We start from the raw sequence: 20,823 nt of genomic DNA on the forward strand, positions 1-20,823 counted from the left end.
TCATGATTTCCGCATGCCAGCATCTTCATCTGTACCCGCATTGCAAAACTCAGATTTAATATCATCATGATCGCAGTACGTGCCACACGTTCTGTGCTGTATGCCAGGATATTACAAACTGTAATCCCCTTCTTCCGTGCTGCTATCAGTCGGCCATGATCTCCGAAGATCCACATAGGATATTAAAAAGTTTGCAAACCAACCGGCTGGTACAGCAAGCCAGACAAATACAATGCCAAAACGCGGTGCACAGATCAAAGCAACAGACAGGCGGATCGCCAGGTTCACCATATTTGCAATGAGGAACGGGCGCATGATCCCAAGACCACGAAGAACCCCATCGGTTGCCATTTTGATTCCCATAAAGATGAAGAAGTAACCAAGCCATCTCATATAACCCTCGGATACCTGATAGGCCAGGGCAGTTCCATCTTTACCAAGGAATAGCGAGGAAATCTGCGTGTGCAGTGTTTCAATGACTATAAAAGCAAGAACTGCAAAACATACATCTAACACCAGTGCAGCGTGATATCCTTTTTTGATCCGTTCAATTTTCTTTGCGCCAAGATTCTGGGAAACATATGGGGAAACCGCATTGCCAATGGATACAAAAATCAATGAAAAAACATTCTCTACCCGCATCGTCGCCGCATACCCCGCAAGTGCCTGTGTACCGAAGGGATTTACAACAGCCTGTACGATCATCATACCAATGGACACTGTAGACTGCTGAAGAACCGAAGGTACAGCAATTTGAAGCATGGAATGTAACTCCTGCCTGTCAAACCAGTCAAAACGACTTTTATATCGACGCATCCGGCTAAGGAAAAGCAAAAGTGAAAACACCGCAGAAATTCCCTGTGCTATAAGAGTCGCAAGGGCTGCACCAAACACACCGAGACCAAGTCCGGCCACCATCCAGAGATCCATAAAAATATTTAAGATTGACGAAAATATCAGGAGCCCCAGCGGGATTTTTGATTCGCCTATGGAAGTAAACATATTGGAAAGAATGTTATACATAAACAGAAACGGAAATCCCACAAAATAGACCCGCAGATATAACACTGCATCATCCAGTATATCGCCAGGGGTTTGTAACACACTCATCATCCAGTGGGAAAAGCAAAATCCAAAAACCCCAAGGACTATACTTAGAATTAAAAAGCTAAACAAGGATGTTGACACGATGGTCTTCATTTTTCCATACTCCCTGGCACCGAAATAGCGGCTCACCAGCACACCGGCACCGACACCTGCCCCCAGTGCCACACAAATAAAAACATTGGTCAGCGCTGCACAGGCCCCGACAGCTGCAAGTGCGGAGGAACCAACAAATTGGCCGACGATGATAGAGTCAGCCATATTGTATATTTGCTGAAAAAAGCTGCCCAAAATCATTGGCATTGCAAAAACCGTCAGCGCTTTAAGAGGCGCATCTGTGATCAAATATTCATCTTTTGACATTATCATATTCCTCCACAGGTTTCATAATTTCACTTATTGCTACACTGCCCGGCGTTATCAGCTGCAGCTGCAATACGATCTTATCACGTAGTGACATGCTCCCACCACTTAAATCTTACGATTTTGAAGTGGGGGCTTCCTGCTCGATTACCCTTTAGGGCAAAGCTAAAACAGGCTATCCCCGCGTGTCCCGCGGTTTTGTTTTTTATGTTTATCCGGTTACGGATTTTTTTCTTGTGCCGTCAGGCACATTCTTTATAGATTCTTTTTCCTTCTTCACGGATGTTGACTGCTGCATTCACATCCCGGTCCATCCTATTTCCACATTCACAAACATACATTCTATCCGACAATGCCAGTTCCTTTTTCTTATGTCCGCATACACTGCAGATCTTGCTGGATGCAAAATAACGGTCTACTTTTATAAGATGTTTTCCGCATTCTTCCAGCTTGTATCCCAGCATGAACAAAAACTGCCCGTACCCGTTATCCTGCACACCTTTCCCAAGGTGCAGCCCTCCGGACATTCCCTTCATATTCAGATCTTCCACACATACTGCATCATATCTTTCCGCAAGCTCCCTGCTGAGCTTATGCTGGAAATCTTTTCTCTGGTTCTTTATCTTTTCATGACATAAAGCTACCCTTTTTTTCTGTTTCTGATAGTTCCGGCTTTCTTTTTCACAGTGGGAGAGCTTTCTCTGTTCTCTTGCAAGTTTTTTCTCTGCTTTTCTGTAAAACATAGGGTACCCGGCTCTTTCTCCTGTAGAAAATACACACATTCCCTGCATGGCAAAATCGATCCCAAGAAATCTCTCTGCCGGTCTTTTTTCCACTGTTTGGTTCTCACAGCAGAACAAAAGGCTGGCAAAATATTTCCCGGATGGCTCACGGCTCACAGTTACAGACTTCAGTTTCCAGTCTGATGGAATCTGACGGTGAAGTTTTATCCTTATGACGGACATCTTTGGAAGCTTCAGATGGGTATCCTGCAAAAGGATATTTCCGTTTAGTGCATTGGTCGTATATGAATTTCTTGCATGCTTCTTTGATTTATAACGTGGAAATCCGCAGGCTGGTTCCCGAAAAAACTTCCGGAACGCACTTTCCAGATGCAGCTGCGCATTCGCCAGGGCAAGGGAATCCACCTCCTTCAGCCATGGATATTCCTTTTTATATCCGGCCGGTGTGTTCCGGAGCATCTTTTTTTCTTTCTGGTAATAGCTGATCTTATCTGCAAGCATCTGGTTATAGATAAAGCGGCTGCAGCCGATTGTTTGCTCTATCTGAACTCTCTGCTCTTTATTTGGATAGATCCTTATTTTTACGGCGCGGTTCATTCTTCTCACCCTGGCTTTCTATATACTGCCGTATCGTTTCAATCGTTGCTCCGCCTGCACTGAGCAGACAGAATATCTGACCCCAGAATGCATCTTTCATGGTCTAACTCCATTATATTTATCATCTTTTTTCTTATATCGACGGATATGTATTTATGAACTAATTGTTCTTTTTCAGTATACTACATCAGGGAAGGGAGAACGAGTGTTTCTTTTATACTATAGAGATTTTTTTTGAGCAGATATGCTCAGATGTGCAATTCATCTCACCACCTGAAGAGGTGGGAGAATTCTTGCTACATTTGTTAAAGATATTAAAGGGTTGCGGCTATAGAAATCAGGCCCCAAAGCTGAGACATTCTCTCAATGAATTTCCCGACCGATCCATTCCATGATCACATTTACAATATATTCCTGCTCCGCTTCTGTCAATTCCCGTCCTTTCGGAATATGATGCCATTTTTCCAGACATCCCCTGCAACAGGTAGCTGTGGCATGCTGGGCTACAAAAACCGGATGCCCTCTCATCGGTGTCTGTTTTCCATCATTTGGTATTTCTGCCGGTGCAAGACGCTTTCTGATAAAATCACAGGCATGCTCACGTACTTTCTCCATTCCCTTTTCTGATACATAACTCCGATCGTTTGCCTTCAGGGAAAAACTGCTTCTGAACTTTGACTGCGACAGACGTTTCCAGAGATTTCCCTCATAAACTGCCGGTGTCTCACATACCATAGAAGGCTGGATGCTGCCCTTATAGACGATCATCTTCTTACTGTCACTTCCGTTCTCATTTGCGGTCTCGTCTACTGCTTCTTTCAAAAGCTGTGCCTTCACTTCCTGTGCTTCTTTGCTGTCCGGCTGCAGACGTCTTGCCAGACATGTATTTCTGCCAGTTGTCGTTTCATTTTTTATCGCATAATACACAGCTTTCTTCTCTCCGACAAGTACCAGGATCTTTTTCGCCCTGGTCACACCCGTATAAAGGAGATTTCTCTGCAGCATGACAAAATGACTCATGGTAAATGGCATGACAACGATTGGATATTCGCTTCCCTGGGATTTGTGGATCGTCACTGCATAGGCAAGCGCCAGTTCGTCCAGCTCTGTCACATCATAGACTACTTTCCGTTCATCAAACAGAACTGTCAGTTCCCGTTCTTCCACGTCAACTTTTGTGACAGTCCCAATATCTCCGTTAAATACTTCCTTATCGTAATCATTCCGGATCTGCATCACCTTATCCTTCAGCCGGTACTGTGTGCCGCCTCTCCGCAGAAAGATCTTTGACGGATTCATGGCTTCCTGCAGCACCTGGTTCAGATTTACTGCCCCACATTCGCCTCTCTGCATCGGAGTCAGCACCTGAATATCCTGCAGTGGATCTACATGGTAGTATCTCGGCAGGTTCGTCTTACAATATTGGACGATAGTATCCACCACTTCCTGATTACTCTCTTTGGTGGCAAAGAAAAAGTCGGCATCTTTCCCGCCTCTCATATCAATGCCTTCCCCTTTATTGATCCGGTGTGCATTCATGATGATCCGACTTCCCTGTGCCTGACGGAAAATCCGTGTCAGACGAACTACCGGAACACATCCGGAATCAATGATATCTCTGAGAACATTGCCCGCTCCGACACTTGGCAGCTGATCAATGTCGCCTACCAGAATCAGAGACATCTGCTGCGGCAATGCTTTTAAAAGATTATACATCAGCATAATATCGATCATGGAACATTCATCCAGTATCAGCACATCTCCTTCCAGCGGATGCTCTTCATTTTTCTGATAGCCTTCCGGAGGTTTATATTCCAATAACCGGTGAATCGTTTTTGCTTCCATTCCAGTTGCTTCTGACATTCTCTTTGCTGCTCTTCCAGTCGGTGCAGCAAGAATGATCTGACATCCAGCCTGCTTATATGCAGAAATAATTCCCAGAGTTGTTGTAGTCTTTCCGGTTCCAGGTCCACCGGTCAGCACCATGACCTTAGAAGAAACTGCTGTCTTTACCGCCTGCCACTGAATCTCGTCATAAGTAATTTCTGATGAAGCTGCTACTTTCTCCAATATTTCTTCCGTATCCTCAGATTTCTTCTTTCCACAGGACATCAACCGAAGCAGCCGCTTTGCACAGCCACTTTCTGAAAAATAATATGGGGGCAGATAGATTGCTTCCCGATCTTCTGCTTCATCTCTGATCACATCATTCGTGCGGATCATCTCATCCAAGGTGATCTCCAGCTCCGGTTCTTCCACTTCCAGAAGTTCCTTTGCCCTTCCAGTCAGCTGTTCTCTTGTTGTATAACAATGACCTGCTTCTGCCAGCTTATTCAATGTATAAAAAATACCACTGCGCAGACGGACAAATTTGCCTTTGTCAATCCCCATCTTCTGTGCAATGGAATCCGCTGTCTTAAATCCAATTCCCCAGATGTCATCTGCAAGCCGGTATGGGTTCTCCTTTACGATTGCAATGCTCTCACTTCCATACGTCTTGAAAATCTTTGTCGCATGAGAGGTGCTGACCTCATGACTCTGCAGAAAAAGCATGATATTCTTGATCTCTTTCTGCTCCTGCCAGCTTGTTTTGATCCGGTCTACACGTACTTTTCCTATACCTGATACTTTGAGCAGTTCATCTGGTGTCTCTTCAATAACATCCAGTGTATCCTTCCCGAATTTTTCCACAATTCTTTTTGCAAACTTTGGACCAACGCCCTTCACCAGACCGGAACCAAGATATTTTTCGATTCCATATACTGTGGCAGGAAGTGTCTCTTCAAATTTCTCCACCAAAAACTGCCGCCCATATTTGGCATCCATCTTCCACATACCTTCCAGAGACAGCACAGAACCAACATGGGTATCCGGCATCGTGCCAACTACTGTGACAAGATCACTGTAATTCTTCACCGCACATTTCAGAACCGTGTAGCCATTGTCGGCATTCTGATATGTAATTCTCTCAACTACACAACGTAAGTGCTCCATGCCCGTCTCCTTCTCTCATGAAATTTCTTCTCCTTTTGTACATTCTGTGTTTCTAATGCGTGACTTATATTGCGGATATTCAGTAATAAACCGCTTAATTACATTGGCATCATTCCAGTAATGCATTGGAAAAATGACATTGCAATCTACATTTTTAAGGAAATACAGGATCCCGTCAGCATAGTGATCTCCCTGTCTCGGATCCAAAGGAACAAATGCAGCGTCAAAATGCATACCCTTGATTTTCCTGATCGCCGCGCGATATGCTGAAGTAAGTCTCTGGTTATCAGCTTTCGACCCACCATCCCAATACCAGTCGTTTAAATCACCGGCATGATAAATGGTACCTTCCTTTGTTTTGACAATAAATGCGACACCACTATCGTTAGATAGCAATGTATCAACTTTGGTTTCATTATCCAAACTATAAGCTTGATCATGATAAACATATGTGATCTTCATATCCGACAAATGATTCCTTTTTCGTATATCATTCGCCAGGATTGCCTGATAAGTCATTCCCATATCATCAAGGATCCCAAAAATTTGTGGGTTAAAATGATCCTTATGGAAGTGACTGCAAAAAACGATCACTTCTTTCTCCTTGTCAAGATTCGGTAATTCACCCTTGTAATAATCAAAAATATAGTAGCAGTCTCTGGTCTCAACCAAAAATCCACTGTGGTTAATGTAAGTAATTTTCATAATATCACCTATATAAATTAACGCCGGTACCGGATAGCAAATCTTTCTTTGCCATGTTTATTTTTCCTTTTTCGAGCGTTTGTAAATTTCACGACAACAGCATTTCTAATGCAGATTTTATCGTATTTTTTAGATTCCGTCCATCCTTTATCCACAGCTGGTAGAAAAATGTGAAATGATACTTTTACAAATTCTATTACTTGTTGTTAGTTCATAATTTATGTATAATCCTGTCTTTGACAGTCCTCTTTCACAGTGTTAATATCCTGCACCAGTGTCCGTATTTTTCAGGATCTTAATAAGACGGCTTGTTCCAAGACGCTCTGCGCCAAGACTGATAAATTTTTCTGCATCATCGAAGGATGAAATTCCACCTGCTGCCTTAACTTTTACATTTTTTCCAATATATTTCTTCATCAGCTCTACATCTGCAAAAGTTGCTCCCGCTGTAGAAAATCCGGTAGAAGTTTTGATAAATTCTGCTCCTGCATTTGTAACGATCTCACACATTTTAATTTTCTCTTCTTCGGTAAGAAGACATGTCTCAATGATAACTTTGAGGATTCTTCCATCACAAGCTTCATGGATCGCACGAATCTCATTCTCTACTTCCTCATATCTTCCATCCTTTAAAAATCCGATGTTAATAACCATATCGATTTCTGAAGCACCATTTGCAATGGCATCTTTCGTCTCAAATACCTTTACAGCAGTTGTATTATATCCGTTCGGAAAACCGATCACTGTACAAATCGGAAGTTTTCCCGCTACATATTCCGCTGCCTGTTTTACGTAAGCAGCCGGAATACATGCAGATGCAGCCTCATATTTCATGGCATCATCCAGGATTCCTCGAATATCATCCCATGTTGCAGTCTGTCCAAGTAATGTGTGATCCACCTTTTTTAATATATCTTTTTTATCCATTTTACGTTCCTTTTACTTCAGTTCATCCAGAAGAGAACTTCCAATTGTTCCCTCCGGCATCTTAACTTCAAAATTATCTGCGATCGTTGCACCGATTACTGCAAAAGTATTCTGATCTTCCAGTTTTCCGTATCCCTCCATAGATGGGGAATAAGCAAAAAATGGTACTTTTTCTCTTGTGTGATCAGTTCCTGTATGCGTCGGATCATTTCCGTGGTCAGCTGTAATGATCAGAAGGTCATCCTCACGAAGCTCATCAAGAAGTTCACCAAGTTTTACATCAAATCTTTCAAGTTCCTCTGCATATCCCTTTACATTGCGTCGATGTCCCCAAAGAGCATCGAAATCTACAAGATTTACAAAACAAAGCCCCTCAAACTCTCTTTTCGCAATGTCAATTGTCTGCTCCATTCCATGAACAGAGCTTTTTGACTTATTAGACTCTGTCAGTCCCTCGCCGTCAAAAATATCAAAAATCTTTCCAACGGAGATCACATCATAACCTGCATCCTTCAATGCATTAAGCGCAGTTTTTCCGTAAGGCTTCAGTGCATAATCATGGCGGTTGCTGGTACGTTTGAACTCACCTTTTTTCTTGCCAAGGTAAGGTCTTGCAATAACACGTCCGACTTTCCACTCATCCCTCATGGTGATATCACGAGCGATCTCACAGCAGCGATACAATTCATCCAGTCCGAAAGTCTCCTCATTTCCGCAGATCTGCAATACAGAATCAGCAGATGTGTAAACGATCATATGACCGGTAGCGATTTCTTCCTCAGCCAGTTCATCCAGGATCTCTGTTCCGCTGGAGCTCTTGTTTCCAATTACTTTATGTCCCGTTCTCTTCTCAAGCTCATCAATCAGCTCTTTTGGAAATCCGGTCTCTGTAAAAGTCTTAAACGGTTTTGTGATGTGAAGCCCCATCATTTCCCAGTGTCCTGTCATAGTATCTTTTCCGGTACTGGCTTCTTTTAAAAATGTATAATAACCCATTGGTCGCTCCACTGCTGCAACCTGTTTCAACGGATGAAGATTTGCAATTCCAAGCTTCTGAAGGTTTGGAATCGTAAATTCATCTACATTCTGGGAAATATGTCCCATAGTATCTGTTCCTTCATCCCCGTACTGGGCTGCGTCCGGCATTTCTCCTGCCCCAAAGGAGTCTATTACAATAGTAAATATTCTCTTATATTTCTTCATAATTTTTGTCTCCTTTCTGATGTCTTACTTATGGATCTTACATATTTACAACAACTTTTGTTACTAATTCCTTGAAGGATTTCGCTACGCGGTCTGCTGTTTCCTGCACTTCTTTATGGTTAAGCTCTTTTTGGGAAATTCCTGCTGCCATATTTGTGATGCAGGAAATTCCACAGATTTCCATTCCCATGTGCCGGGCAGCCATAGCTTCGCATGCGGTGCTCATTCCAACTGCATCTCCACCCCATCTCTGTGCAAGTCTTACTTCTGCAGGAGTCTCATAATTTGGTCCTGTAAACTGTACATAAACACCTTCCTGAAGTTTGATGTCACATTCTTTTGCACATTTGCGGATCACATCCTGAAGACGGCGGCTGTATACCTCACTCATATCCGGAAATCTGGTTCCCAGCTCATCCATGTTCGGTCCTATCAGAGGGCTTGGAACTCCCGTTGTAATGTGATCTGTGATCATCATGAAATCTCCCGGTTTATAGGAAGGATTAGCTCCTCCTGCTGCATTAGTGAGAAGGATTTTTTTCGCACCGAGCATTCCCATAAGACGCGTTGGAAGAACAACATCTGACATTGCGTATCCTTCATAATAATGAACACGTCCCTGCATGATTACAACCGGTGTTTTCTCCACATACCCAAACACAAAACGTCCCTTATGTCCTTTTACAGTAGAAACCGGAAATCCCTCGATGTCCGTATAGTCGATGGTCTGTTCAATCTGAATTCCATCTGCAAAATCTCCAAGTCCGGATCCAAGGATCAGTGCAACTTCTGGTTTGAAATCAATTTTCTTTCTTACGCTTTCCAGGCATGTCATTAATTTTTTATACATGATTACTTCTTCCTTTCTTTTGGGTGTTGTCATTATATTTATGCTTTTTTCATAAAGGCAATTCCTCTGCAATGGTCTTTCCAATGCCCTGCGCGCCTCCCGTCACAATCACTACCTTATTGTTAAACTCCATATAAAATCCTCCCCAAAAATCCGCTTTCTATTTCTGTTGCCACAACATTGTGTATTCTTTTTCACCAGTAGCATCATCGAATCCTTCACATTGAATATCGAACCCTTCTCTTTGATAAAAAGAGAGGGCTCTGGCATTCTTCTGGTATACGTTTAATCGCAATCTAACTTTTTTATTCTTGATATAGTCTAATAAAAGCTTACCTATACCACATGACTGCATTTCATCAGAAACAAAAATACCTTCCATGTATTCGTTACTTAATCCGACAAACCCCTGAATCATTTTATCATCTTCATACACATAGACTTCCGCCTGTAACATCATTTCTTTCACTAATTCATAATTACTTGTGCTTCAAGTACATCCTTCATATAAGAACTATCCAGGCCTTTCCCAATCTGAGAATCCCATTTGAAAATCAGATCATCCTCAAAAGCATCCGGCTGAATACTCTGCTTTATTATACCTTATGGGAGAGGGTTTGTCATTGAAATCTCCAGGAAGCAAGCGTGGCAAAGACACCCGAAAGTAACGATAGCAACAAAAAAACAGTTCCGGACATACTGAGGTTAATCAGTGTATCTGAACCTGTCTTTTCTATGGTCTTTCCAATGAATAGCTGGGCTGGCTTTTCCTTGGAATGGATTATTTAATTGTAAAAAATTCCCGTGAAATGCTTTATAAAATAGGTAATTTTACAAAGTCTATTACTTGTTGTTAATTCATAATTTATGTATAATAAAATTAATATAAGAAATACACGCTCAGCATGCGGCCTGGAACATAAATAATCCGCGAGTTTAGCGATATACGAGGAGGAAATTCTCATGGGTAAACAATCCACCAGGGAAAACAAAACAATTTACCAGCTTTGCCGAGAAGCGGCAGGACTTACAAGAGCAGAAGCCAGTGAAAAAATGGATGCTGTCTCTGATTCAAAAATTGAAAAATTTGAATATGAAACACAAGAACCTACGCCTTATGATATCCTCCAGATGGCAGATGCCTATAAAAGACCAGATCTTTGCAATTATTATTGCTCTCACAAATGCGAAATCGGCTATCGTTATGTTCCAGAAATAGAAATGACCGATCTGTCAAATATCATTTTGGAGACAATTGCCAGTTTAAATGAAATCAATCCTCTTACCGGTCGTCTGATCCAAATTGCCCGTGACGGTAAGATCAGTGATGATGAAATGAAAGATTTTGCTTATATCAGTAAAAAACTTGATGAAATTTCTTTAGCCATAGACTCTTTGAATCTTTGGGTAGATAAAACAGCTGGAGAACAAGGGCTCAATCTTGAACTCTTAAATGCCGAAAAAGAAAAATTAAAATAATCCATAACGCCACGAAAGGATTACGACTATAGAATAACACCAACCGCAGTCAGTGTCTTTAAAGTTGAATTAATCTATAGAAACTGCTATCATATTTTTATCAGAATTTTCCAAGTAAAGGAGGACATGAGTGGATCATGAACGTAATGCCAATTTCCGAAATCATCGAAAAAGTAACCATGATTTGCAAAAAAAATAATGTAAAGCGCCTTGATTTATTCGGTTCCTTCGCCACAGGCACTGCGACCCCCACCAGTGATATTGATTTTGTAGTATACGGCTGTGATAATCTAATGCAGTTAGAAGATGATCTTCTGCAGATTGAAACGCTAAGGAAAATTGATATTTTTGACTTTGACAGTATAAAAAATGAGTATTTATTGGAGGATATAAAAAAATATGGAAAACAAATTTATTAACCTCTATAACACTTTCTGTAAAAGTCTCTCCAATCTTGCAAAAAGCAAAACAGCCGACCCCAAGACCGATTTTGTTCTCGAAGGAACTGTTCTCAATTTCAGTCTTACTTTCGACATCTCCTGGAAAGTTATGAAAGATATTCTGATCAAAAAAATGGGAATTCTTGATTTTGCAGTTGGCTCTCCACGCGAAACTCTGCAGCAGGCATTTACCAATGGTATTATTGATGATGACACCTGGCTGCAAATGCTGAAATCCAGAAATCATTTGTCTCATGATTACGATGGTACTTTCGCCGCAGAGAAATTTCAGGATATTATAAATATTTATTATCCTCTTTTTGAAAAATTCAAAAACGATGTTGCGAAATACTATAAACAGTAAACTGTGTTTTGTAGAAGAATGTTAAAACTGGCGGTCATGATTATATATCTTACCATGACCGCATAAAACAATATATATTAGTTAAATAAGAATTATTCAGCATACGATCGGATAGTCCGCAAATAATTCTCTGACATTTTCAGGCGTTACTTTTTCGCATCTCGACTCACAGACCAGATATGGATTTATCCGATACAGCACCTCCGGCAAAGCCTCTGCCTTTGGTTTTCCAAGCTGTGAAACAAAATACATCTGACGATTCAGATTCGTCACATCCACCACGTAGAAATCCACCAGCAAAAGAGAAGATTTCTTCCGTCAAGCTGTTTTTCTTCTCCGTTGATCTTTACCATAGCCAAGCTCTCCTTTCCAGGACACCTGTGATTCAAAAAAATTTCTTCATGATACAAAAAACACCGGACGATACAATATCTGTATCATCCGGCGCCTGTCTGCATCTGTGAAAAGTGGTGCCCCCAGTTCACATAAAAAACAGGGAGCACGGACACAAAATCCAATCATTTCCGACATGTATTTCCCTACGTTGGCGTTATCCGAATCAGGTTTCAGGTCAAGACTATAACGTCTACTCTCAGCCCATCCATTTGAGTTCCCCATTTCGACTCGTTATATCGCATCTGATCCCTGTTTGCAAGTACCAGTACGACCGTTTTGTAAAGAACTTGTCGGGCGCATCCATCGAAAAACTGAATATCTTTGTAGCATAATCTAAAAATTGTTGTAACTGTTACTACTATTAAAACCACACGGTCTCATTTTTAGCCGCTGATTCATAAATTGCATCCAATACCTGTGTCACAACCAATGACTGTTCTGGTCGTACAAGTGGATCCCTGTCTTCCAAAATGGCAGTCAACCATTCCTTAGCCTCCAGATACGGCGCATCATACCGTGTTCCAAAAAAGTCATGTGGCTCTCCCGGTGTAAGCACTTCTTCTGTCAGCCGACCGTATTTTCCACGATTATAAATCACTTCTTTTTGATTTCTAAGTTCCGCTCCTGCTTTCGTTCCACAAAGTGTAACCTCTGCTTCACGCGCTTCCAGTATATTTAAAGCCCAACTGGATTCCAGAACAACCAGTGCTCCACTTTTCATTTTTATGTAACCAATCGCAGAATCTTCTACATCATATTTTGATGTATCCCATGCTCCCCATAAGTTCCCATCTGTGGCCTGCGGCAGTTTTCCCAGTTTTTTAAATACTGTCCCGGTCACAGATTCCACATCATAGTTGTCCATCAACCACAACGCAAGATCAAGCGAATGTGTTCCGATATCAATTAACGGTCCACCACCCTGCTGACTTCCCTGTATAAAACTTCCCCAGGTCGGAACTCCCCTTCTGCGAATTGCATATGCTTTCGCATAGTATATCTCACCCAAATCACCATTCTGGCACGCGCTGCGGAGATGACGGACATCCGCACGATAACGATTCTGGTATCCGATAGAAAATTTTTTACCAGACTCTTTCCAGGCGGTCATCATTTTTTCCGCCTCTGCAGTATTAATTGCCATCGGCTTTTCACACATCACATGCTTTCCCGCATGAAAAGCGTCTACTGCAATTGGGCTATGGCTAATGTTTGGCGTTAAGACATATACAACATCCACATTCGGATTCGCCAGCAGCTCATTATAATTCTGGCAAACCTGTGCATTTTCTACTCCATACTCCTGTGCCGCCTTTTTTGCTCTGTCAAGTATGCCATCACAAAATGCTACTACTTCACACAAATCACCATTTGATTTTAATGCTGATAAATGCTTTCCTGTCGCGATTCCTCCACATCCAATAATTCCTATTCTTAATTTCATGTTCTCATCCTTTCACTGCGCCCATAATAAGCGCATTTTGTACCTGTCTGTTCAGCAACAAATAAATAATCAGAACAGGTGCTGTTGCTACTACCATTCCTGCACCAATTGGCCCCCATTCCGTATAAAACATTCCTGAAAGACTCTGTAATCCGATCGTCAATGTCTTCCACTTGGGTTCACTTATAAACGTCATTGCGAACATCAGCTCATTCCATGATGATAAGAATGTAAATAACGCAATTGCCGCTACCGTTGGCTTTACAAGCGGAAACATAATTTTCCAAAATAACTGATATATATTGCATCCATCTATACAGGCTGATTCTTCCATCTCTATAGGAAGAGACGCATAGGCATTTGTCAAAATCAAAATTCCTGTCGGTAATGCAAATACAATATACGGGATCAAAATTGACAGAGGATTATTAATGATATGCATCTTTCGGAAAAGTAAAAACAACGGCAGAAGTGTTGCATGAAGCGGGATTGTCATTCCTGAAATAAAAATCCAGTAAACTATTTTCTTTAATTTCCATCTCATTCTGCTTAGTGCATATGCCGATGTTGCAATTAAAATACACGCAACAATAACAACAGCCATAGACACCCAAACGCTATTAAAAAGATAGCGAAAAACATTTCCACCCATTAACGCATTTTTATAATTTTCAACTTTCCATACAAGCGGAGGCCCGGCAATATTTCCTCCAAAAATTTCTTCATTGCTTTTGAAGGAAAAGAAAACAAGCCATATAAGCGGATAAATCTGCACAGCGGCCCAAAAAACCAAAAAAGCCGTAATGATAAGCCGTATTAAAAGATTTCCTTTTCTTGAATGAAGTTTGGCATACATCTTCTTTCCCTCCTCAAGCCGATTCCTCTTTCACGAGAAATACTTTCTGCAAAATAACTGCCATAACAATACATTCAACAACGATAAATATAGAAATAGCACTTCCATAGCCATATTTATTAAGATTGAATATACTGCTAAACATTAAGGAGCTTGGAACTTCTGTCATATGAGCCGGTCCACCATTTGTTAATACATAAATCATGTCAAACGCCTTTAAAGATCCAATTACCACAAAAATCGCACATGTTCTGAGCATTGGTTTCACTAATGGAATCGTAATATACCGCGCTGCCTTAACTCCACTTGCTCCATCCAATTTTGCTGCTTCCAATATATCTTTTGATATAGAATTAATAGATGTATAAAGCAGCAACATATGGTATCCGACATTCTGCCATATAATTGGAACAAAAGCGCTAAATAAAGCTGTATTTACATCACCTAACCAGCTTCTTTGTAAGCTTTCCAGTCCCAATACTCCCAACAGAGTATTCAGTACTCCATAATTCGGGTTATAAATTTTCAACCACAGCTGTCCAATTACAACCGAAGATAATGTCATCGGGATAAAAAACACTGTCCTGTAAAATCCTTCTCCCTTAATGCCGCTGGTGAGCAGCAACGCCAGCAAAAGCGCCAGCGGCAGCTGCGTAACCAGTGTCACAAATCCGAGTAGCAGTGAATTAACAGCGGATCTTAAAAACACCTTATCCTGAAACATTTTCGCGTAATTGGAAAACCCAACAAAGATTCCTTCTCCAAATCCATTCCAGTCAAGCAAACTATACCGGAAAGACATAATAATCGAATAAAAGATAATGCCACCGAACAGAATGAGGGAAGGTGCCACAAATGCAGCAATCGCTGTTTTATTTCCCAATATCTTATTCATACTTACCTCGTAGCTGCCATAGCTTCAACATAATCATCTGCTGTCATCTGCTGTGCATAAATTCCCTGCAGTGACGTAGAATGAACATCTGCTGTTTCCGGATCCAGCAATGTATCCCATGCAAGGCAGAACCCATCTGCACCCTGCATCAAATCCAGTAATGTCTGCTGAAATGGTTTCAATTCCATATCGCCACTATATTTCCATGTCGGAAGGATCGCTCCTTCTTCATATGCGTAATTGGAAAAATGCTCACTCATAAATGTCATAAATTCAACTGCTTCTTTTTTATGAGCGCTCGTCGCTGATGCTACAAGCGTTGCACTTGCGCCTCCGACAAATGAATTCTGGTCTCCGTCTGCACCAGAAACTGCCGGCCAGTTTACCATGGTTAATTTGCCCTCAAGCGGAGATCCTTCTTCGCAAAGTAAATCTACCTTCCAGTTTCCGCTATACCACATAGCCGCTCTTCCCTGACGGAATTCCTCTGTTGCCTCATCATCTGTAAGAGCAACACTGTCCGAAGCAAATACACCTTCATCAACCATCTTCTGAAGTTCTTCCGCAGTTTTCTGCACAAATTCCTGATCAAAGTTTCCTTCGCCATTCAACATCGTTATTGTTTTTTCTACACCGCCATATCGAAGTGCCAATGCACCAAATGGAAACAGTCCCGGCCACTTATCTTTTTCCCCCATCGCAATTGGCGTAATTCCATTTTCATTAAAGGTGGCGGACACGGCATATAAATCATCCATTGTTTTTGGTATTTCAAGACCATATTCATCAAACAGAGACTGATTGCACATCAGCACTCCTATGAAGCTATCCAATGGAAGGCCGTACAATGAGCCATCATAATAAAAGTTGTTACAAATATCCGGCATCATAGCATCCAGATCAATCGTTCCATCTTCCACGTACGGATCAAGATTTTCTACCATTCCTGCTTCTACAAATGGCTTTGTAAAGCCACCTCCCCAAGCATAAAATACATCTGGAACTGCACCTGCTGCAAGCTGCGTCTTCAGCTTAGTTTTATATGCATCATTGTCTGCAGTGTCTTCTACAATCGTAATATTGGGATGAGATTCCTTATATTCATCCAATGCCTTATACCATCCTCTGCACTGCCCATCTGTCTGATCCACGAAGATATGGGACACGTTTAATGTGATCTGCTCTGCATCCTCTGCAAAAGCCGTGGTTGTAAATGCTCCTGCAACCATTCCCGTACATGCCAATACTGTTGCAGCCTTTTTTAAATGCTTTTTCATTTGCCTTTTGTTATTATTCTTCACATGAATAATAACTTCTCCTTTCCTTTGTTTTTGATGGTTTTATTATAACAAAAGCTTATCTCTTCCAATCTCACACTTTTTACATTTTTCAACACTTATTTTACCTGTTAGCTGTTTTTGATATTTTTTTGCTTTATATTCTATGTTTATTAGTTATTTTTCCTTTTATTTTTTCCATTTTTCCATTTCCTGTATCTGTTTTGCACTATTTTTCGTATTGTTTTCTGTACTCAGCTGGCGTTACGCCCACTTTCTTTTTAAATAAAATCCCAAAATAATTTGCATTATAAATTCCCACTTTTTCGCCCACTTCGTAAATCTTAAAGTTCCCATATTGCAAAAGCTGCTTTGCTTTATCAATACGTTGTTCTGTCAAATACTCTACAAATGAGCTTTTTACCTTCTCTTTAAAAAAACGGCTTAAATAGCTGCTATTCATATAATATGCCTTTGCCAATGCGCCTAATGAAAAATCCGGGTCATCTAAGTTTTCTTTTATGTATTGTTTCATAGAATAAATGAGTTTGTAACTGTCTGCCGCTGTCTCCCTCCCCCTTAACATCTCCTGCAGTGCCTGACATCCTATTAAAAATGCATTTTTTAACTCAAGTATATTCTCCGCATGTTTTACATTTTCATAAAAATTCATATATTGCATTGCAACTGCATCAATGCAACGATCTCCAAATGAAGTGTAAAAATAAAAATAGATATTCAATAATTGCACCTGCAACAGTTCCATATCATCTAACGTAACATCTTTCCATTTCAGAAAATAACTATCAATTACTTTTTCTACTTCTTCTAAATCCTCTGCCTCAACACAATATTGCAGCCTTTTCAACTCGTTGAGATCCCATAACTGCTTAGTTTCTTTTTTTTGCTGTTTCCATCTCCATATATCTTCTGGTTTATTTTCTCCATTAACCAATTCGATATTTAATTGATTAACCGCCTCTATATAGCCCTCATGAATACTCTTTTCCTGATTATATATAACCTCTGTCCCGTAATACAACGGACACTCAAATTCCTTTTTCCATTCCTCTTGCAGCTGCTTTAATATTGTCTCAGGCATGATATCTTTTTCAGGATCAAGAATAATCAACCTATTAGCCGTTCCATGAACCCAAACCATTTTTTTTAATTTTTCTTTACAATAATTGACAATCCACATCTCACAATCTAAAAGTTCTTCATTCCCAGTCCTTTTGGCAATCAGGTTTGTTTTCCATTGAAAAACAACTATCCATACCATTGGGCTTGTTTCCAAAGCCAATTCCTCCATCAACTGGCTATTCACAATTTTTTCCGGCACATCTGATTCCAGAAGCTTTGTCAAATAATAATTTTTAACGATTTCCTCTGCTTCTCTTTTAAATATCGAAAGAGTTTCTATTTCATTTCTCTTTCTGTTTTCTTCCAGAATTTTTTTCTTGATCTTAACAATACATTCTGTAAGTTCTTCCTCATTGATCGGCTTTAAAATATAGCCGTCCAACCCTATGCAAATTCCCCTTTTCGCATATTCGAAATTATCATAGCCGGTAATTGCGATCACTTTTGTGTCTGGATTTCTACCTTTTATTTTTTCTGCAAAAGTCAGACCATCTATATCTGGCATACAGATATCCGTCAAAATGATATCCGGCTTTAAAGACTCAAGCTGCCGCATTGCCAGCTCTGCTGATGCCATTTCTCCTACGACTTCAATATCTAATGCTTTCCAATCGATTATATTTCTGATTAATTGTCTAAGTAAATATTCATCATCTACAATAATCAGCCTTAGCATATTCAACACTCCTCCACTTCAATTTTCATTATAATTGTAGTACCACCATTTTCTTCCGACTCAATACTCCACCAAATTCGATCACCATAACAATACTGAAGTCGATGAAGCGTTGCAAATAATCCGAAAGATTTGCCATTTCTTCCCTCTTCTCCTGAAATAGCTTTTTTCAGAGCTTCTTTAGACATTCCGCGTCCATTATCCATTAATGTGATTTTAAGACTCTTTTCTCCTGTCCGGACTATATCAAGATTAATAATCCCTTCTGTCGTAAACCCATGTATGCCATGATTAATTGCGTTTTCCACCAACGGCTGTAAAGCAAATTTCAAAATTTTCCACTGCATAATTTCCGGATCAACCGAGTATATGTATTCAAACTCTCCACCAAAACGCATTTGTTGAATATCAATATAGCTTTTTAACATCACCAGGTTTTTCTCTATTGTTATAAAATCATCTCCTTTGCTGAGATTAATTTTATAAAATCTGGAGAGCGCATCTATCATTGCATATGCATCATCATATCGTTTCAAAACAAACAACGCTTTTATGGAGTCAAATGTATTATATAAAAAATGAGGATTTATCTGTGCAGTAAGCACTTTTAAATCGTAAGCGCAAAATATTGCTACGCTGCCCATGAATCACGCTTGCACCAAAATGATAGATGCAAGCGTTTTACTCTATGTTTAGTTTTGACAGTTCGCTTTCGCAGTCTCGCTCCATGGGGCAAGCTGTTCCAGCTGTTCATCTGACATTTTAGCGTCTGGCCGCTGTGATAAGAGGTATGTCAGATATTTGTAGGTATTCAGGTCATTCGCTTTTGCCATCTCAACCATTGTATACACAATAGCGCTAGAGGCAGCTCCCTTCGGACTGGCACTGAACAGCCAGTTTTTCCGGCCAACAGTGAATGGTCTGATTGCATTCTCGCTAAGATTATTGGATAAACTGCAATGACCGTCTTCCAGATAGGTCATCAGGGTGTCTTTCCGATTTTGGGCATAGTTCACCGCTTTCGCCAAACGGGTTCCCTTATTTGGACGCTGTTGATCCAGCCAATTCCAGAATGCCTCCAGTATCGGCTTCTCCTTTTCAAGACGGAACTGTTTTCTCTGCTCCGCAGTATGATTTTTTGCTTTTGAGTACCGCTCACAATCAAACAGCTTGGAGCAGAACTGTACTCCCTGCACTGCCGGAAGGCTGTAATCATACTCTTTCCCTTTCGGTATGGCATCTGTGAAGTAACGTCTCACATGTGCCCAGCAAGAGCAGCGTTTGATATCCGGCAGATTGTTATAACCCTGGTATCCATCAGTCTCCAGATATCCGCTGAACCCCTGCAAGAAAGATGCTGCATGGAACTTTGCCCTTGTCTCTGTGTAATGATAGAGCAGGATCGGCGGAAGCCCATCTTCTCCACTGCGGAAGAGCCACATCCAGGAACCTGTTTCAGGATTGCGCTCCGGCTCATTCAGTACCTGAACCCGGGTTTCATCTGCCATCAGATATTTACGCATCCGTAACTGACGGTGAAAATAATCATAAACATGACAGAGGTAATTCTCGGCACAGTAAATGATCCAGTTAGCAAGCGTAGCCCGGCTTAATGGGACACCCAGCTGCTTCCATTCCGATTCCTGCCGGTTTAATGGCAGGCCATTCTGGTACTTCTGGTGCATTGCCCATCCTACAACGGATTCCGATGCATAACTTTCTGGGATCAATGGTTCCTGGACAGGCGCTTTGACAAATGTCTGATCATCCGGGTGTTCCTCTGATATGGCACATTCCGGGCATTTATAGGTTTCACGATAGATATTTACTACTTTCCCTTTGGCAGGGGTAAACCGGAATTCATGGCGGACGAATTCTTTCCCAATACATTCCATCTGTGTTCCGCAGGTTGGACAGTTCCGCTCCTCCTCCGGAAGAGAAATGATCTCGTCGCAGGAAGGAACATTTTTAAAGAGATCTGCATGTGTCCGTCGTGCTTTTCGCTTATGTTCCGGAACAGTGATGTCATCAGGAAGTTCCTGTTTCCATGTCGGATCTGCTTCCTGCTCGGCTTCATCAAAAAGATTCAGCTGACCATCGATATCTTTCCGTTTTTCACTGGAAGTACCAAAAAGCTTCTTCGTGAGATATTCAATCTGCTGACGAAGGTTTTCTTTTTCCAGACGGTCTGCTTCCAATGTTTTTTGTAAAGACTGGATCAGTTCTGTCTGTGTGGAAATCGTCTTATTCAGTTGGTTGATCAGGTCCTTGTACGCGAGGATTTTTGAATCTTTTGAATTACCGGCCATATGTTTTCTGCTCCTTTTTCACTGCTCTTATTATACCATAAAAAGCAATGAAAAAGAA

General features: G+C 41.0%; 18 protein-coding genes and 2 pseudogenes. 3 read left to right on the forward strand and 17 right to left on the reverse strand.

Going from position 1 to position 20,823, the window contains the following annotated elements; genetic code table 11:
- Positions 1-111: 111 nt before the first annotated feature.
- The 9 genes and pseudogenes from NQ489_RS16945 to NQ489_RS16985 all read right to left on the reverse strand — a co-directional run.
- Entirely contained in the window at positions 112-1,467 is a 1,356-nt protein-coding gene (locus NQ489_RS16945; protein WP_044961387.1) for an MATE family efflux transporter, read from the reverse strand.
- 242 nt (positions 1,468-1,709) lie between these two features.
- Entirely contained in the window at positions 1,710-2,807 is a 1,098-nt protein-coding gene (locus tag NQ489_RS16950; protein ID WP_114002953.1) for an RNA-guided endonuclease TnpB family protein, read from the reverse strand.
- Positions 2,770-2,904: pseudogene (locus NQ489_RS16955) on the reverse strand (hypothetical protein); the annotation flags it as partial. The pseudogene NQ489_RS16955 and the gene NQ489_RS16950, both read right to left, overlap by 38 nt.
- 266 nt (positions 2,905-3,170) lie before the next feature.
- A complete protein-coding gene (gene recD2, locus NQ489_RS16960) occupies positions 3,171-5,801 on the reverse strand; it encodes an SF1B family DNA helicase RecD2 (RefSeq protein WP_021652512.1) in 2,631 nt (876 codons plus the stop codon).
- Between the two features lie 15 nt (positions 5,802-5,816).
- Complete coding sequence (locus NQ489_RS16965) at positions 5,817-6,506, reverse strand: MBL fold metallo-hydrolase (protein WP_021652513.1); 690 nt, start codon at positions 6,504-6,506, stop codon at positions 5,817-5,819.
- 258 nt (positions 6,507-6,764) lie between these two features.
- Entirely contained in the window at positions 6,765-7,433 is a 669-nt protein-coding gene (gene deoC / locus NQ489_RS16970; RefSeq protein WP_021652514.1) for a deoxyribose-phosphate aldolase, read from the reverse strand.
- Between the two features lie 12 nt (positions 7,434-7,445).
- Positions 7,446-8,636 (reverse strand): phosphopentomutase, encoded by a 1,191-nt coding sequence (locus NQ489_RS16975; protein ID WP_015526454.1) that lies wholly within the window; start codon positions 8,634-8,636, stop codon positions 7,446-7,448.
- A 37-nt stretch (positions 8,637-8,673) separates the two neighbouring features.
- Positions 8,674-9,486 (reverse strand): purine-nucleoside phosphorylase, encoded by an 813-nt coding sequence (locus NQ489_RS16980; RefSeq protein ID WP_022427082.1) that lies wholly within the window; start codon positions 9,484-9,486, stop codon positions 8,674-8,676.
- Positions 9,487-9,646: 160 nt separating this feature from the next.
- Positions 9,647-9,970, reverse strand: a pseudogene (locus NQ489_RS16985) (GNAT family N-acetyltransferase); the annotation flags it as partial.
- A 479-nt stretch (positions 9,971-10,449) separates the two neighbouring features.
- On the opposite strand from NQ489_RS16985, the gene NQ489_RS16990 reads away from it, so the two are divergent.
- The 3 genes from NQ489_RS16990 (at position 10,450) to NQ489_RS17000 (ending at position 11,769) form a co-directional block, all read left to right on the forward strand.
- Positions 10,450-10,965, forward strand: a complete 516-nt coding sequence (locus tag NQ489_RS16990; RefSeq protein WP_015526458.1) for a helix-turn-helix domain-containing protein — start codon at positions 10,450-10,452, stop codon at positions 10,963-10,965.
- A 137-nt stretch (positions 10,966-11,102) separates the two neighbouring features.
- A complete protein-coding gene (locus tag NQ489_RS16995) occupies positions 11,103-11,384 on the forward strand; it encodes a nucleotidyltransferase family protein (RefSeq protein WP_021652517.1) in 282 nt (93 codons plus the stop codon).
- On the forward strand, positions 11,365-11,769 hold the full coding sequence (locus tag NQ489_RS17000) for an HI0074 family nucleotidyltransferase substrate-binding subunit (protein WP_021652518.1): 405 nt from the start codon (positions 11,365-11,367) through the stop codon (positions 11,767-11,769). Before NQ489_RS16995 ends, NQ489_RS17000 begins: the two co-directional genes overlap by 20 nt.
- A gap of 96 nt (positions 11,770-11,865) precedes the next feature.
- On the opposite strand, the gene NQ489_RS17005 is transcribed toward NQ489_RS17000, so the two are convergent.
- From NQ489_RS17005 to NQ489_RS17040, 8 genes are all read right to left on the reverse strand, one after another.
- The gene (locus NQ489_RS17005; protein WP_227588502.1) at positions 11,866-12,063 is read right to left on the reverse strand and encodes a ThiF family adenylyltransferase; all 198 of its coding nucleotides are present in this window, start codon (positions 12,061-12,063) and stop codon (positions 11,866-11,868) included.
- Between the two features lie 463 nt (positions 12,064-12,526).
- Positions 12,527-13,609: a Gfo/Idh/MocA family protein gene (locus NQ489_RS17010; RefSeq protein ID WP_021652523.1), complete on the reverse strand. Its 1,083-nt coding sequence runs from the start codon at positions 13,607-13,609 to the stop codon at positions 12,527-12,529.
- A 4-nt stretch (positions 13,610-13,613) separates the two neighbouring features.
- The gene (locus NQ489_RS17015; RefSeq protein ID WP_021652524.1) at positions 13,614-14,465 is read right to left on the reverse strand and encodes a carbohydrate ABC transporter permease; all 852 of its coding nucleotides are present in this window, start codon (positions 14,463-14,465) and stop codon (positions 13,614-13,616) included.
- Positions 14,466-14,478: 13 nt separating this feature from the next.
- On the reverse strand, positions 14,479-15,360 hold the full coding sequence (locus NQ489_RS17020) for a carbohydrate ABC transporter permease (RefSeq protein WP_021652525.1): 882 nt from the start codon (positions 15,358-15,360) through the stop codon (positions 14,479-14,481).
- Between the two features lie 2 nt (positions 15,361-15,362).
- On the reverse strand, positions 15,363-16,661 hold the full coding sequence (locus NQ489_RS17025) for an ABC transporter substrate-binding protein (RefSeq protein WP_044962128.1): 1,299 nt from the start codon (positions 16,659-16,661) through the stop codon (positions 15,363-15,365).
- Positions 16,662-16,866: 205 nt separating this feature from the next.
- Entirely contained in the window at positions 16,867-18,456 is a 1,590-nt protein-coding gene (locus tag NQ489_RS17030; protein ID WP_021652527.1) for a response regulator transcription factor, read from the reverse strand.
- A 2-nt stretch (positions 18,457-18,458) separates the two neighbouring features.
- The gene (locus NQ489_RS17035; RefSeq protein ID WP_021652528.1) at positions 18,459-19,100 is read right to left on the reverse strand and encodes a sensor histidine kinase; all 642 of its coding nucleotides are present in this window, start codon (positions 19,098-19,100) and stop codon (positions 18,459-18,461) included.
- A 48-nt stretch (positions 19,101-19,148) separates the two neighbouring features.
- A complete protein-coding gene (locus tag NQ489_RS17040) occupies positions 19,149-20,765 on the reverse strand; it encodes an IS66-like element ISRgn2 family transposase (protein WP_021650231.1) in 1,617 nt (538 codons plus the stop codon).
- Between the last annotated feature and the right edge of the window lie 58 nt (positions 20,766-20,823).

Origin of the sequence: Blautia sp. KLE_1732_HM_1032 (genome assembly GCF_025147905.1) — a bacterium.
Classification (GTDB): Bacteria; Bacillota; Clostridia; order Lachnospirales; family Lachnospiraceae; genus Blautia_A; species Blautia_A fusiformis.

What these genes read in the sequence shown, in the direction of transcription:
- NQ489_RS17020 (WP_021652525.1), bottom strand. Translation starts at nt 15,360, where the DNA reads ATGAATAAGATATTGGGAAATAAAACAGCGATTGCTGCATTTGTGGCA.
- NQ489_RS17030 (WP_021652527.1), bottom strand. Translation starts at nt 18,456, where the DNA reads ATGCTAAGGCTGATTATTGTAGATGATGAATATTTACTTAGACAATTA.
- NQ489_RS16945 (WP_044961387.1), bottom strand. Translation starts at nt 1,467, where the DNA reads ATGTCAAAAGATGAATATTTGATCACAGATGCGCCTCTTAAAGCGCTG.
- NQ489_RS16965 (WP_021652513.1), bottom strand. Translation starts at nt 6,506, where the DNA reads ATGAAAATTACTTACATTAACCACAGTGGATTTTTGGTTGAGACCAGA.
- NQ489_RS17035 (WP_021652528.1), bottom strand. Translation starts at nt 19,100, where the DNA reads ATGGGCAGCGTAGCAATATTTTGCGCTTACGATTTAAAAGTGCTTACT.
- recD2 (WP_021652512.1), bottom strand. Translation starts at nt 5,801, where the DNA reads ATGGAGCACTTACGTTGTGTAGTTGAGAGAATTACATATCAGAATGCC.
- NQ489_RS16950 (WP_114002953.1), bottom strand. Translation starts at nt 2,807, where the DNA reads ATGAACCGCGCCGTAAAAATAAGGATCTATCCAAATAAAGAGCAGAGA.
- deoC (WP_021652514.1), bottom strand. Translation starts at nt 7,433, where the DNA reads ATGGATAAAAAAGATATATTAAAAAAGGTGGATCACACATTACTTGGA.
- NQ489_RS16980 (WP_022427082.1), bottom strand. Translation starts at nt 9,486, where the DNA reads ATGTATAAAAAATTAATGACATGCCTGGAAAGCGTAAGAAAGAAAATT.
- NQ489_RS16990 (WP_015526458.1), top strand. Translation starts at nt 10,450, where the DNA reads ATGGGTAAACAATCCACCAGGGAAAACAAAACAATTTACCAGCTTTGC.
- NQ489_RS17040 (WP_021650231.1), bottom strand. Translation starts at nt 20,765, where the DNA reads ATGGCCGGTAATTCAAAAGATTCAAAAATCCTCGCGTACAAGGACCTG.
- NQ489_RS17010 (WP_021652523.1), bottom strand. Translation starts at nt 13,609, where the DNA reads ATGAAATTAAGAATAGGAATTATTGGATGTGGAGGAATCGCGACAGGA.
- NQ489_RS16975 (WP_015526454.1), bottom strand. Translation starts at nt 8,636, where the DNA reads ATGAAGAAATATAAGAGAATATTTACTATTGTAATAGACTCCTTTGGG.
- NQ489_RS17000 (WP_021652518.1), top strand. Translation starts at nt 11,365, where the DNA reads ATGGAAAACAAATTTATTAACCTCTATAACACTTTCTGTAAAAGTCTC.
- NQ489_RS16995 (WP_021652517.1), top strand. Translation starts at nt 11,103, where the DNA reads ATGAACGTAATGCCAATTTCCGAAATCATCGAAAAAGTAACCATGATT.
- NQ489_RS17015 (WP_021652524.1), bottom strand. Translation starts at nt 14,465, where the DNA reads ATGTATGCCAAACTTCATTCAAGAAAAGGAAATCTTTTAATACGGCTT.